This is a genomic window from Rhizobium sp. BE258 (assembly GCF_031457345.1).
Classification (GTDB): domain Bacteria; phylum Pseudomonadota; class Alphaproteobacteria; order Rhizobiales; family Rhizobiaceae; genus Rhizobium.
In genome coordinates this window covers 770,193-784,340 of record NZ_JAVDWL010000001.1, presented here as the reverse complement: position 1 = coordinate 784,340, position 14,148 = coordinate 770,193, and the positions used below count along the sequence as shown (strand labels likewise).

The following is a 14,148-nucleotide window of genomic DNA, read 5'->3' as shown; positions in this document are numbered from 1 at the left end:
GTTTTATGGTGCGCATTTTTGCTATTGGTCTAACCGGTCTGACCAGTCAGGCCAAATCAAGCATGGTCTCTTGTCATTTGCAAGCGACTGATGGATTTAAATGTTACGGGCAATGTAAGCGCCGAACCGGCGCGCCAAGAGAATGGAAAGAATGCTGAACAGGACCTTGGTACCGCAATCCGCAGCGCGCCTGATACAGGACATGATCCAGAGCGGCGAACTTGCCGCCGGCCAGAAAATTCCGTCTCAACGCGACTTTTCGACGAAACTCGGCATCAGCCGCGCCTCCTTGCGTGAGGCACTGCTGACCCTGGAGACGCTGGGCCTCATCAAGACCGAGGCCGGGCGTGGCACCTTCGTCGCCGAGCGCGGCAGCGCCGCAAATACCGGCATGGCGCCATGGCGCTACTCCGACAGCTACTCGGTGTTCGACGTCTTCCAGACACGCATCATGCTGGAGGGCAACATTGCCGGTCTGGCCGCCGGCCGGCTGACGGGGAACCAGCTTCAGGCGATGGAAGCCGCGACCAAGCAGATGGAGGATTGCTGGGCAAAGCAGGATCTTCTGGCCAATGTCGAGGCCGATCTCGAATTCCACGGCATCATCGCATCGGCCTGCAGCAACACGATGATGCGGGCGCTCTATCAGGTCGTGCGCGAACAGCTGACCGAGACCCAGCGCCAGCCGATCCCGATCACCGAACCGGCCCGCATGAAAGCCTCGATTTCGGAACACCGCCGCATCATCGCCGCCCTTCGCGACAACGATGCAGCCCGCGCCCGGCAGGAAATGGAAAACCATGTGCTAAACACCGCGCGCTGCGCCGGGCTCAATCCCTGACGTCATCCGTGACGCGATCGGATCGCGTCTTACCGATTGAATTTGCTGCCCATACCGGCTTACGTTGCGCGTATCGAAGCGCAACCGGTGAGCATCAGATGACAGAGACGGCCGACATCATCATCAGCAACGGACGGGTTCTGACTTTGGACCCGGACGCTCCGCCGGCCGAGGCCGTGGCTCTCTCTGGTGGCAAGATCATCGCCGCCGGATCGAACGCTGACATCCAGCGCCTGCGCGGCCCGCACACCCGCGTGATCGACGCGCAGAACGGCTCCGTCCTGCCGGGCTTTTCCGAAAATCACATGCATCTCTTTTCGGGGGCTGCGGAACTGGACCATCTGCAGCTGACCGGCGTGAAGGGCCTTGCCGCCCTGACCGAGACGGTTCGCACCTATGCTGCCAGCCGCAAGACGCAGAAAGTGCTGTTCGGACAGGGCACCGACTATGAGATCCTCGGCCATGGCGAGGGGCTGACCCGCCGGCATCTCGATGAGATCCTGCCCGATCAGCCCCTTGTCGTCTTCGCCCCGGATCATCACACCGCATGGGCCAACACCAGCGCGCTCGAGCTGGTCGGCATCCTGCACGGCGCGAACCTTGGCCCCGGCAACGAGGTGGTGATGGGCGCAGACGGGCTGGCGACCGGCGAGCTCAGGGAAATGGAAGCCTTTAGCCCGTTGCAGGCTGCCGGGGGCTTCGATCGCTATCGTCTCGGCCTTTCGACCGGCGGCGAACCCGATCCCTATCCCGATGCAGCGCAGTGGGCGCAGGATATCGCCGTCATGCGCCGCGGCCTCGCCTATTGCGCCCGCCATGGCATCACCACCGTCCAGAACATGGATGGGAATCTCTACCAGCTGCAATTGCTTCAAGCCATCGAACAGGAAGATGGCCACCTGCCCTGCCGCGTGCAGATCCCCTTCCATTTCAAGAACTTCATGCAGCTCGAGATGCTGGAAAAGGCCTCCAGCCTTGCCGCCCGGTTCAACAGCGACTGGCTGTCGTCGGGCATCGTCAAGCTCTTCTATGACGGCGTGATAGAGAGCGGCACGGCTGTTATGGTCGAGCCCTATGCCGACAAGCCGGGCGATCGCGGCGAAGGCCTATTCACGCCCGAGAGCTTTCGCGCTGTCGCGGTCGAGGCAGACCGGCGCGGGCTGCAGATCGCGGTGCATGCAATCGGCGACGGCGCCGTGCGCGCCGTGCTCGACGGATACGAAGCGGCGCGGCGGGAGAATGGCGCCCGCGACAGCCGCCACCGCATCGAACATATCGAAGTGGTCCACCCCGACGATATCGCCCGCTTTGCCGAACTCGGCGTCATCGCGTCGATGCAGCCACCGCACCCGCCGGGTTGTGCAGGTCTGCCGCTGGAACCGACGATCTCGCGCATCGGCCGCGATCGCTGGCCGGTCAGCTATGCCTGGCGCACGCTGAAGAATGCCGGCGCACACATCTGCTTCGCTTCGGATTGGCCGGTCTCGCCAATCGATCCGCTTGTCGGCCTGAAGGCGGCGGTGACCCGCAAACGCTGGAGCGAAAGCGATCCCGACCAGTCCTTCTCGCTGATCGAGGCACTTTCGGCCTATTGCGTCGAGGGTGCGTTTGCCGAGTTCAAGGAAGACAGGAAAGGCATGCTGAAGAGCGGCTATGTCGCCGACGTCGTCATCCTCGACCGCGATATCGAAACCGTCGATCCCGAGCATCTGGACAGCGTCAGGCCCATCACAACGATCTGCGGCGGACACATAAGTTTTTCCGTATGATAAATATTTTCCACTTCGGAAAGAGAAAGCGGTTGTCAACGCGCGGGCCGTGTGATCACCTTAACAAAAGCCTAAAAAGGCGGGGAACAGCAGCTTTGCAACGGTGAGTGTGCCGCATATGGCGGAATTGAACGCGATTGAAATTCGCAGTGTTTCCAAGGTATTCGGGTTTGGCGAGTTCGCCTTTTCCGCAGTCGACAACGCATCGGTTTCCATCCGGCAAAACGAATTCTTCACGCTTCTCGGCCCGTCGGGATGCGGAAAGACGACGCTGCTGCGGCTGATCGCCGGCTTCGAATTTCCAACCTCCGGCGAGATCATGCTGAACGGCGAAGACATCGCCGCGATGCCGCCCTTCAAACGGCCGATCAACACCGTGTTCCAGAGCTACGCCCTCTTTCCGCACATGACTGTCGCCGAGAATATCGGCTTTGGCCTGACCATGCTCGGCAGACCCAAGCAGGAGATCAAGGACCGCGTCTCGACGATGCTGAAGCTGGTGCGCATGGAGGCATTGGCAGCCCGGCGGACGAGCCAGATATCCGGCGGCCAGCAACAGCGTGTGGCGCTCGCACGCGCATTGGCGCCGCAGCCGAAGGTGCTCCTGCTCGACGAGCCCCTTTCTGCACTCGATTACAAGCTGCGCAAGGACATGCAGATCGAGCTCAAGCGCCTGCAATCGGAAACCGGCATCACCTTCATCTTCGTCACCCATGACCAGGAAGAAGCCCTGACCATGTCTGACCGCATCGCCGTGATGTCGGCGGGCAAGATCTTGCAGGTCGGCGGCCCGCGCGAAATCTACGACGCACCCGCCGACCGTTTCGTCGCCGACTTTATCGGCGAGACCAATTTCCTGAAGGGGCGTATCCGCTCAGTCACCGCTGGAATAGCCGAAGTCGAGACACCTGCGGCCGGGCGCATCTCTGCAACGATGCCCAAGGATTTCCACGCGGACGGCGATGTGACGCTGGTGCTCAGGCCCGAGCATGCAGTGCTCTGCGCGCCTGCCGAACGCCCGGACTGCCAGATGATGGGCACGCTCGAGAACGTCGTCTATTTCGGAACCGATACGCATTACCACGTGCGGCTCGCAGACCATGAGACCGTGTTCACCCTGCGCGAGCAGAACAAACCGTTGCAGGGCGCCAGGTTTGCCGAGGGTGACAGGGTCGGCATTGCGATCGAGCCCAACGCAGCCAGGATCTTGAGGAACTGATATGGCAGACGCGGTTGGAACGATCGAAGCGGAAAAGAGCCGGGACATCCGGAAACGCTGGCTTCTCTCGCTCCCAGCCCTGCTGATCATCCTGATCGCCGCCACCGGCCCGCTTCTTATCGTCGTCGTCTATTCCTTCCTGACGCCCGGTCCTTACGGCGATGTCGTCTGGACGCCGTCCATCGATGGCTGGATCAATGTGGTGCTGCAGAAGGATATCTTCGACGACACGCTGTCGCTTGCCGACGCGCATATCTCGATCTTTCTGCGCTCCACCGTGCTGTCGCTCGTCACCACGGTCCTGACGCTGCTCGTCGGCTTTCCGACGGCCTATTTCATTGCCACACGGCCGCAGTCGACACGTGAACTCTGGCTGCTGCTGATCACCATTCCCTTCTGGACCAATCTTCTGATCCGCACCTTCGCCATCCTCGAAATCATTCGCAACGACGGCCTGATCAACGGCCTGCTGCTGAAATTCGACCTGATCGCCAAGCCGATCCAGATGCTGTTCACGGATGGCGCCATCCTGACCGGCATGGTCTATGTCTACCTGCCGCTGATGGTTTTGCCACTCTATGCCAGTATGGAAAAGCTGGACTTCCGCCTGGTCGAGGCCGGCTACGATCTCTATGCGACGCCTTTCAAGGTTCTCCGCCGCATCATCATTCCTCTCGTCAAGCCCGGCATCATCGCGGGCTCGATCCTCGTCTTCATTCCGGCGCTCGGCGCCTATGTGACGCCGAGCATCCTCGGCGGCGGCAAGAACCTGATGCTCGGCAATCTCATCGAACTGCAATTCGGGCAGGGCCGGAACTGGCCGCTCGGCTCCGCCCTGTCGATCTCGCTGATGCTGATCGTCATGGTCGCCTTGCTGTTTTACGTCCGCAATGCAGGCTCGCAGGAGACGAGGCATGGCTAGCTTTTCCGTCCGCCGCCAGCGTGGCTTCACGACCATCGCGCTGCTTTGCTTCGCCGCGCTCTATCTGCCGATCGCGGTGCTGGTCTTCTATTCGTTCAACGCGGGTGAATCGCTCGCCTCCTTCGACGGCCTGTCGCTTCGCTGGTTTGCGAAAGCCTTCGAGAACCAGCAGGTCATCGATGCCTCGATACGCTCCCTGCAGATCGCCAGCGTTGCCGCAGTCGTCGCGACGATCGCCGCAACCATGGCGGCATTGGCGACCACCCGGACCGAACCCTATCGCGGCCTGACGGTGAAATACGCCTTCATCAACCAGCCGCTGATGATTCCGGAAATCGTGACGGCCGTCGCGCTGCTCATTTTCTTTGCGCGCATCAAGATCTGGACCGGCTATTCCGGGCTTGGCTACCTGATCGCCGCCCACACCGCCTTCTGTATTCCCTTCGCCTATCTGCCGATCCGCGCCAGGCTGGAGAATATGGATCTGACGCTGGAGAAAGCCGCGGCGGATCTTTATGCGACACCCTGGAATGCCTTCAGATATGTGACGCTGCCGCTGCTCTGGCCGGGTATCCTCGCCGGTTTCATGCTGGCTTTCGTCATTTCGCTCGATGACGTGGTGATCACCGAATTCGTCAAATCGGCCGGCCAGGATACGCTGCCGACCTACATGCTCGGACAGATCCGCCGTTCCATCACCCCTGAAATGAACGCGATTTCGACGCTGTTTCTCGGCCTGTCGATCTGCGTCGTCACCGTGTTCTTCATCGTCAATCGAAATCGTGCCTGAACAACAAGAGAGGGAACATAAGCATGAAACGGATGACTGCGACCATTGCCATGACGGCAGCGCTTCTTGCGTCCACCGGCCTTGCCCGGGCGGAAGGCGTGCTGAACATCTACAACTGGGGCAACTATACCAGCCCCGAGATGATCAAGAAGTTCGAGGACAAGTACAAGGTCAAGGTGACCATCACCGACTACGATTCCAACGATACGGCGCTGGCCAAGGTTCGCCAGGGCGGCTCCGGTTTCGACATGGTCGTGCCGTCGCAGAACTACATCCCGATCTGGATCTCCGAAGGCCTGCTTCTTGAAACCGATCCGGGCAAGATGGAGAACTTCAAGAACGTCGCCAAGGAATGGGCCAATCCCGATTTCGACCCCGGCCGCAAATACACCGTGCCGTGGGCGATGGGCATCGTCGGCACGGTGGTCAACACCGATGTCTACAAGGGTGACATCAACACCTGGGGCATCATCTTCGATACGCCGGACGAGCTGAAGGGGAAGGTAAACGTCGTCCCGGAAATGACCGATGTCATCGACGCGGCCGTCCTCTACAACGGCGGCAAGAAATGCACCGGCGACCTGACGATCCTCAAGAAGGTGCGCGACACGCTGCTGAAGGCGAAGCCCAACTGGGTGGCGATGGAATACGGCACGATCGAGAAGATGGGCTCAGGCGACTTCGCCGCCTCCAGCGACTGGAACGGCTCCGCATTCCGCCAGCGCCTGAAGAACCCGGCCATCAAGTTCGGCTATCCGAAGGAAGGCTTTGTCAACTGGAGCGACAATCTCTCGGTGCTGAAAGACGCCAAGAATGTCGAGAACGCAAAGCTCTTCCAGAACTTCATGATGGATCCTGAAAACGCCGGCATGAACTCGGGCTTCCATCGCTATGCGAACGGCATCGCCGGTTCCGACAAATACATGCCTGCCGACATGAAGGGTGCGCCTGAAATCAACATTCCGGCCGAATTCGCCTCGGTCGGCGTGCCCTCGATGACCTGCCCGCCGGAGGTTCAGGCGCTCTACACGAAGATCTGGACCGAACTCCAGAAGTAGACCCTCCCATCTCATCGCGCCCCGCCCGAAACGGCGGGGTGCTGTTGACCTTGCCGTTGATGGACGCTTTTCATGAAGACCGTTTTTTCGCCCCGCCATCGCGGGCATGCCGAGCAATTGGAACTTGTCGCAGGCGCCATCGTGCCCGGCTTCGAGCTGACATCGCGCGCCGAATATGTCGCGGCGCGCATCAAGGCAGTCGGGCTGGGCGAGATCCTCGAGCCAACCGAACATGACCTCACGACGGCGGCCCGCATTCATCATCAGGACTACCTGGATTTCCTGCCGACGATCTGGGACCGCTGGACCGCCGAGGGCCGCTCGGGCACTGCTCTGCCATTCACCTGGCCGACCCGGGGGTTGCGCGGCGACGTCAGACCCGAATTCATCGACGGCCTGCTCGGCTATTATTCCTTCGATGCCGGCTGCGGTATCGTCGAAGGATCCTGGGATGCGATCAAGTCTTCGCATGATACGGCGCTCACCGCCGCCGCGATGGTGCAAGGCGGCGCGCGCTCCGCCTTCGCGCTCTGCCGTCCGCCCGGCCACCACGCGGGCGCGGGCTTCATGGGCGGCTATTGCTACATCAACAACGCTGCTGTTGCGGCACAGTCGCTGCGCGACGGCGGCGCAAAACGCGTGTCGATCCTCGATGTCGACTATCACCATGGCAACGGCACGCAGGAAATCTTCTATGCGCGCGCCGACGTGCAGGTCATCAATCTGCACGCCGACCCGATGCAGGAATATCCCTATTTTCTCGGTCATGCCGACGAGCGCGGCGCGGGCGATGGCGAGGGTTTCAATCTCAATTACCCCATGCGTTTCGGAACGGCCTGGGACCGCTGGAGCCAATCGCTCGATGACGCCTGCGCCAAGCTGCTCGCCTACGCGCCTGACGTTGTGGTCGTCTCTCTCGGCGTCGATACGTTCGAGAAAGACCCGATCAGCAAATTCAAACTGAAGACCGAAGACTTTCCGAAGATCGGCGAGAAGATCGCCGCACTCGGCCTGCCGACCCTGTTCGTGATGGAGGGCGGCTATGCGGTCGCTGAAATTGGCGTAAACGCCGTCAGCGTTCTCACCGGTTTCGAAGGCGCCTGATCATGATAACGGCAGGATCGACCATCACGCTCGGCGTCGTCCAGTTCGCCTGCTCGGATGATATTGCGGAGAATATCGCAACGGCCTCACGGCTGATCCGGGAGGCGGCCGCCGGCGGCGCGAATATCGTGCTGGTTCAGGAGCTGTTCGAGGGTCTGTATTTCTGCCAGACGCAGGATCCGGTTCACTTCGCCCGCGCCCATCCTGTCGAAGAACACCCGGTTATCGAGCCGATGCGCGCGCTCGCCCGCGACCTCGGCATCGTCTTGCCCGTCTCCTTCTTCGAGCGGAAGAACCAGGCCTTCTACAACAGCATGGCGATGATCGACGATAGCGGCGGCATTCTCGGTGTCTATCGCAAATCGCACATTCCGGATGGTCCGGGCTATAGCGAGAAATTCTACTTCCGCCCCGGCGATACCGGCTTCAAGGTCTGGCACACGCGTTTCGGAACCATCGGCGTCGGCATCTGCTGGGACCAATGGTTTCCCGAGGCCGCCCGCGCCATGGCCTTGATGGGCGCCGAGCTCATCCTTTACCCCACGGCAATCGGCTCGGAACCCGCCAATCCCGCCCTCGACACGATGGAGCACTGGCGGATGGTCATGCGCGGGCACGCTGCCGCCAATATGGTTCCGGTTGCGGCAGCCAATCGCATCGGTTCGGAAACAATCGCCGGGCTATCTCAATCCTACTACGGCTCCTCCTTCATCTCGGGACCCGACGGCCAGCTCGTTGCCAGCGCGTCACGAGACCAGGAACAGGTGCTGATCGCCAGCTTCGACCGCTCGGCCCTTGCCGCCAACCGCGCCGCCTGGGGTCTGTTTCGCGATCGGCGCCCGGACCTTTACGGCACACTCGCAACAGCCGACGGAACTCAACGCCCATGACGGAATTTTCCCGCGCCGACGTTTCGCTCTCCAACTGGCGGACCGCACCCTATAGCCGCTGGTCGTTTCAGAATGTCAGCGAGATCGTCCCATCTGCCGTCATTTCCGCCGGAGGCGGCAGGGCACCACAGGGTCGCAAGCCCCTCGGCTCGTTCGCAAAGCTCGACGTTGCCGCTTCCGACGGGACACGGATGCCGCTCGAAAGCTTTCTGACGGCGAGCCAGACCGACGAGCTGCTGGTGATGCGCGACGGGCAGATTGTTGCCGAATGGTCGGCACCGCATTCCGATCCGGCACGCCCGCACATCATATTCTCCGTCTCCAAATCGCTGACCGGGCTGCTTGCCGGGATACTGGCCGGTAAGGGTTTCCTTACGCTCGACAGGCCGATCATCGACTACGTGCCCGAGACCGCAGGCTCCGCTTATGCGGATGCGACGGTGCAGCAGCTGTTCGATATGGAGATCAGCGTTGCCTTCATCGAGGACTATCTCGACACGTCGGGTGGCTTCGAGCGCTACAGGCGCGCCACCGGCTGGAATCCAGACAGGCCCGAGGCCCCGGCTCCCGATCTCAGGAGCTTCATCTGCAGCATCGCGAAAGGTGGGCAGGAGCACGGCGAACATCACGCCTACCGCTCGCCGAACACCGATCTTGCCGGCATTGTTCTGGAGCGGGCGGCCGGCGCGCGTTTCGCATCCTTGATGAGTGACCACATCTGGAAACCGCTGAGCGCCGGTGCGGACGCGATGGTGACGGTTGACCGCATCGGTACGGCACGCGCCGCCGGCGGCATTTCGGCGACGGCGCGCGATCTTGGCCTCGTTGGCGAGGTTATCAGGGCGCACGGCGCCGGTCTTGTCGAACCGGAATTCGTGGCGGACCTCTGGTCGCGAAAGCGCCGCGCCGCCTGGGAGAGCGGCGATCAGCGGGAGCTGTTTCCGCAAGGGAGTTACCGGAACTACTGGTACGAGACCGGGCACGGGGAACTCGCAGCGATCGGAATCCACGGCCAGTGGATATGGATCCATCCGGAAACGAAAACCGTCGTCGTCAAGCTGTCATCGCAAACCCTGCCTGTCGATCCGCCGCTCGACCAGGCGATCATCGGCTCGCTGCGCAGCATCTGCCGGGCGTCCGCGTAGCCAGGATCAGGAAAACCGGTGCTCCTTGGATGGAACCGGAGAGGCGAACTGCGTCTGTAGTTCGGCCACGTCGAGAGGGACGACGGTGTCGGCGCCGGACGGCAGCGGAGATGCTGCTGAGCAGGATCGAGGGGCGCCAGGAAGCCCGGCATATCCTCGTCGAGCCGCATGTTGAGATGCGCGGAAGCACCTGACCGGTGGACCAGACATCGCACCGCAGCCCGATGTATATTCTTCGGCCATAAAACATGAGTGCTTTTAACAAGTTTTTTTGACACCACGTTTCTTTTCGTCTAACCGGAAGCCGCAGCGCTCGACGGTTCTACAATTTCATCGGTAGTTTTGGATGACGACAGAAGCGGAAATCCGGCATGGCCTGTATATCGAGCACCGGACGGCTTTGATCGACTATGCCGCGCGAATTCTCGGTTCGCGGGAGGCGGCCGAAGACATCGTGCAGGACGCTTATCTGCGTTTCACGCCCGGCCAGTCGCCGATCGGCTCACCCCGCCAGACCGTTGCCTATCTCTATCGCGTCGTTCGCAACCTGTCCTTCGACGTGCTCAAGCGTCGCAAGGTGGAGGCGAGACAGCAGGAGGGCGAGCCGCTGCACTGGACGATCCCGGTCGAGACCGAAAATCCGGAACAGGCGCTGATGTTCTGTGACCAGGTTCGCGTCGCCTCCGAGGCGCTGGCGAGCCTGCCCGACGATGCGCGGACGGCGGTGGAAATGTACCGGTTTGGCGGCCACACGCTGGAAGAGGTCGCCCGGCATCTCGACGTCTCGGTTGCCACCGTGCACCGCCACGTCAAAAGTGCGATGATGAAAATTGCGCTCGCCCTTGACGCACCCGTGTCATGACGCACAACTGGCGTGAAAAAATCGGCCCGTTCGATCGTCTATAGGATCGAAAGGGAAAAGCGGATAACGAGCCGGAGAGGCCGTATCCCACTGGGGCGACATTTGACACAGCATAGCAATCGATCCGAAGACATTCTCGAAGAGGCCATGGACTGGTTTCTGCGCCTTCGGGAAAGCAGCGCGGATCCGGCCACCGATGCCGCTTTCCAGCAATGGCTGCACTGTTCGCCGGAACATGCCAAGGCCTGGGATGCCGCCTGCCGCAGCTGGGCTCTGCTCGGGGAAGCGATGCCGCGTCAGCAGGCCGGTGCCACCACACCCGATATCATCGATTTCGCCACTGCGCGCTCGCGGAAGCGCCGTACATCCTTGCGGCTTTGGGCCACCGGCACGCTTCTCGCCGCCGCCTGCATCATCCTGGCGCTGTTCGCGCCCTCGCTGCTGATCCTGTTCACCGCCGACTACACGACCGGCACGGCGCAGACGATGACCCTGACGCTTGACGATGGCAGTATCGTTGAGATGGCAGCGCGCAGTGCCATCAAGACAGAGATGGAGGGCGCCACCCGCCATGTGACGCTTCTCGCGGGCCAGGCGTTTTTCGATGTTGCACATGACGCCAAACGCCCCTTCATCGTTGATGCCGGCGGCATGAAGGTCGGCGTCATCGGCACCGCCTTCGACGTGTCGATGACCAGCGAGCACGCCTCCGTGGCGCTCGCCCGCGGCATCGTCGATGTCTCCGCCACAGGCGGAAAAGCCGACACCGAGCTTTCGCCCGGCCAGATTGCCCGGGCAGACCGCGCCAGCGGCACGCTGACCGTCGATAGCATCGACATCGCCGAAATCGGCGCATGGCGGGACGGAAAGCTCTTCGTCAACGACGCCACCATCGCCTCCGTGGTCGCGACCCTGCAGCGCTATCACCCGGCCTGGATCCGGATACCGAGCGGCACGCTTGCGTCGCAGCGCGTCACCGGTCTCTATGATCTCAAGGATCCAGATCATGCGCTCGAAGCGCTGGTCGAGCCGTTCGGCGGCAAGGTGCACCGCCTCTCTCCCTATCTCCGTGTCCTCTCGCTTCTCTAGCCAGATGCAAATGCGATTTATTTTCAAAAATCGTCATCGCTGCTGAAAAAACCCGGAAGGTCGATCGTCTTTGCTGCTGAAACGTAGGCCGGGGGGCTCTGCGTCAGAACGGAGACAGAGTCGAGATGAGCGTAGTGGCGTGCCGTACCGGGCGGGGGCTTAGACTGAATCGTGCAGCATGGCTGCGGGCAACAGTGGCTGTGGTCGCAATCAGCGCGCTGGCACCGGCAGTGACCACGCCCGCATTTGCGCAGAACACCGCTGCGGCTGCCGTAAAAGAATTCAACATCCCGTCCCAGCCGCTCTCCGGCGCCCTCAATGTCTTCGGCAGACAAGCCGGCCTGCAGGTGACGCTGGCATCCGAAACGTCGCGCGGCGTCAGCTCAGCAAGCGTGACCGGCGAGATGACGCCTGAACAGGCGCTCGCCCGCCTGCTGTCCGGCACCGGCATTTCCTACCGCATCCAGAACGGCACCGTCGTTGTAGGCACGGCAACCACGGCAGGAACCGCCGGCGGCGCGGCGGCCGCCGACGGTTCGACCGTGCTGCAACCGATCCAGGTCCAGGGTGTTGCAGGCGGACGCGGCGGCGCAGGTGAGATCATCATCGGCGAGCGGGAGATCGAGCGCAACAACCCGACGAGCCTTGCCGACGTCTTCCGCGGCGAACCGGGCATCCAGGTCGGCAGCTCGCTGCCGATGTCGCAGAAGGTCTATGTCCACGGCGTCGAGGAAACCAATCTCGCGGTCACCATCGACGGCGGCCGCCAGGGCAACAAGGTGTTCCATCACAACGCAACGACCCTGATCGACCCGGGCCTCCTGAAGCTCGTTGACGTTGACGCCGGTATCGCGCCCGCCGATGCAGGTCCGGGCGCACTTGCCGGCGCGATCGCCTACGAAACCAAGGATGCCCGCGACCTCCTGCAGGGCGATGGCGTCGGCGCCTTCGTCACCTCGTCCTATAATTTCAACAGCAACACCTTCACCAACGGCGTGTCCGGCTACGGCATGAAGGACGGGCTGGAATTTCTCGGTTACCTCAACTACGGCCGCGGCGACGAATTCACGGCCGGCAACGGCGACGAGGTGCTCGGCACGAGCACCAACATCATCAGCGGCATCGGCAAGGTCGCCTATGAGTTCGACAGCGGCGATCGCGTCGAGCTCAGCCATGAGAGCGTCAGGGATGATGCGCCCCGGCCGTTCCGCGCGAACATGGAGCTCATCACCAACGCGCGCCCTTGGGAGCCAAAGGTTCGCGACTACACGCTGACCCGCCAGAATACGGTATTCACCTACACGGACGAAACGCCCGAAGGCCTGTGGGATCCGACCTTTGTTCTGGCTTATGCCAAGAACGAGGTCGGCACCCTGGGCTACGCCTGCCCTGGTCGAGGCTGCACGATCCCGACGACCTTCCCGACGATCGGCGAGACCACCAGCTTCAACGGCAAATTCGAAAACCGCTTCGACGTCGGAATTGGCGACATCACTGCCGGTCTCGATTTTTACAATGACAAGGTCGATCTCGACGCCGCCAGCACGTTGCTTGGCTTCTCGGACTCCTCGCGCGAAAAGGCAACCAATGTGGGCCTTTACGCGCAGGCGCGGCTGGAGCCCTGGGACCATACCCGCCTGTCGTTCGGCGGCAGAGCCGACCAGCAATGGTTTACCGGCACCAGCGGCGACAAGTGGGACAATGCAGGCCTGAGCGGCAACGTGTCGCTCGAATACGACCTGACGGATTTCCTCACGGCCAAAACCGGTTTCTCGCATGTCTGGGCAGGCATCCCGCTGGCCGAGAGCTTCATCATGAATCCGATCTGGAACTATGGCGACGGTCCGGAGCCGGTCACGTCCAACAACTTCACGTTTGGCCTCGAAGCACACCATAACGGTTTTACACTCGAAGGCACCGTCTTCGGGACCGATATCTACGATGCGCGCGTCGCCAGATACGCGACCGCAACGGGCGCGCTGCTGGCGCACGACATGCAATCGCGTGGCTTTGAAATCGGCGCGGGTTACGAGTGGCTCGACGGCTTCATCAAGGTCAAGTACGCCCATATCGATGTCGATGTGGACGGCAAGCCAGCCGATTCTGATACCGGCAATTATCTCGCAGCTCCTGTTGGCGATATCATCACGATCACCGCCGCCCACACGTTTAGCGAATGGGGCCTGACAATCGGCGGGGATGTTGAGATTGCGCCGGAATATGACCGGGTGGCGTCCGGAGCTCCTGCCTACAAGGCCTACGAAGTCGTCAATGTCTTCGCCGAGTACAAGCCGCCGAGCCACTCCAATCTGACCTTCCGCGCCGACGTCAAAAATCTCTTCGACGAAACCTATGCCGAAAGGGCGTCTTACGGACAGGAATTCGGCACCGTGAAGCCGCTCCACCAGGAAGGCCGCGCCTTCATGATCACCGCCAAGGCGACGTTCTGAGAACGCCGG

At 61.7% G+C, this 14,148-nt stretch carries 12 protein-coding genes; all 12 read left to right on the top strand.

Annotated elements, in window-relative coordinates; all coding sequences use genetic code 11:
• The first annotated feature begins 151 nt into the window (after nt 1-151).
• A complete protein-coding gene (locus J2X43_RS03645) occupies nt 152-841 on the top strand; it encodes a FadR/GntR family transcriptional regulator (RefSeq protein WP_112388564.1) in 690 nt (229 codons plus the stop codon).
• Nucleotides 842-939: 98 nt separating this feature from the next.
• Entirely contained in the window at nt 940-2,610 is a 1,671-nt protein-coding gene (locus J2X43_RS03640) for an amidohydrolase (RefSeq protein WP_310290903.1), read from the top strand.
• Nucleotides 2,611-2,719: 109 nt separating this feature from the next.
• Nucleotides 2,720-3,829: an ABC transporter ATP-binding protein gene (locus J2X43_RS03635; RefSeq protein WP_405049566.1), complete on the top strand. Its 1,110-nt coding sequence runs from the start codon at nt 2,720-2,722 to the stop codon at nt 3,827-3,829.
• A 1-nt stretch (nt 3,830) separates the two neighbouring features.
• Nucleotides 3,831-4,751 carry an ABC transporter permease gene (locus J2X43_RS03630; RefSeq protein ID WP_112388567.1) on the top strand — a complete coding sequence of 307 codons (921 nt, stop codon included), beginning with the start codon at nt 3,831-3,833 and terminating at the stop codon, nt 4,749-4,751.
• On the top strand, nt 4,744-5,541 hold the full coding sequence (locus J2X43_RS03625) for an ABC transporter permease (RefSeq protein WP_112388568.1): 798 nt from the start codon (nt 4,744-4,746) through the stop codon (nt 5,539-5,541). The genes J2X43_RS03630 and J2X43_RS03625 overlap by 8 nt, the downstream gene beginning before the upstream one ends.
• 23 nt (nt 5,542-5,564) lie before the next feature.
• Nucleotides 5,565-6,599, top strand: coding sequence for an extracellular solute-binding protein (locus J2X43_RS03620; RefSeq protein ID WP_112388569.1), 1,035 nt, complete (start codon nt 5,565-5,567; stop codon nt 6,597-6,599).
• Between the two features lie 72 nt (nt 6,600-6,671).
• Nucleotides 6,672-7,703, top strand: coding sequence for a histone deacetylase family protein (locus J2X43_RS03615; RefSeq protein ID WP_112388570.1), 1,032 nt, complete (start codon nt 6,672-6,674; stop codon nt 7,701-7,703).
• Nucleotides 7,704-7,705: 2 nt separating this feature from the next.
• Nucleotides 7,706-8,593 (top strand): N-carbamoylputrescine amidase, encoded by an 888-nt coding sequence (gene aguB, locus J2X43_RS03610; protein WP_112388571.1) that lies wholly within the window; start codon nt 7,706-7,708, stop codon nt 8,591-8,593.
• Complete coding sequence (locus tag J2X43_RS03605; protein WP_112388572.1) at nt 8,590-9,738, top strand: serine hydrolase; 1,149 nt, start codon at nt 8,590-8,592, stop codon at nt 9,736-9,738. The genes aguB and J2X43_RS03605 overlap by 4 nt, the downstream gene beginning before the upstream one ends.
• A 346-nt stretch (nt 9,739-10,084) precedes the next feature.
• Nucleotides 10,085-10,600, top strand: coding sequence for a sigma-70 family RNA polymerase sigma factor (locus tag J2X43_RS03600; protein ID WP_112388573.1), 516 nt, complete (start codon nt 10,085-10,087; stop codon nt 10,598-10,600).
• A gap of 102 nt (nt 10,601-10,702) precedes the next feature.
• Complete coding sequence (locus tag J2X43_RS03595; protein WP_112538230.1) at nt 10,703-11,689, top strand: FecR family protein; 987 nt, start codon at nt 10,703-10,705, stop codon at nt 11,687-11,689.
• 194 nt (nt 11,690-11,883) lie between these two features.
• Entirely contained in the window at nt 11,884-14,139 is a 2,256-nt protein-coding gene (locus J2X43_RS03590; protein WP_310290894.1) for a TonB-dependent receptor, read from the top strand.
• The last annotated feature ends 9 nt before the right edge of the window (nt 14,140-14,148 follow it).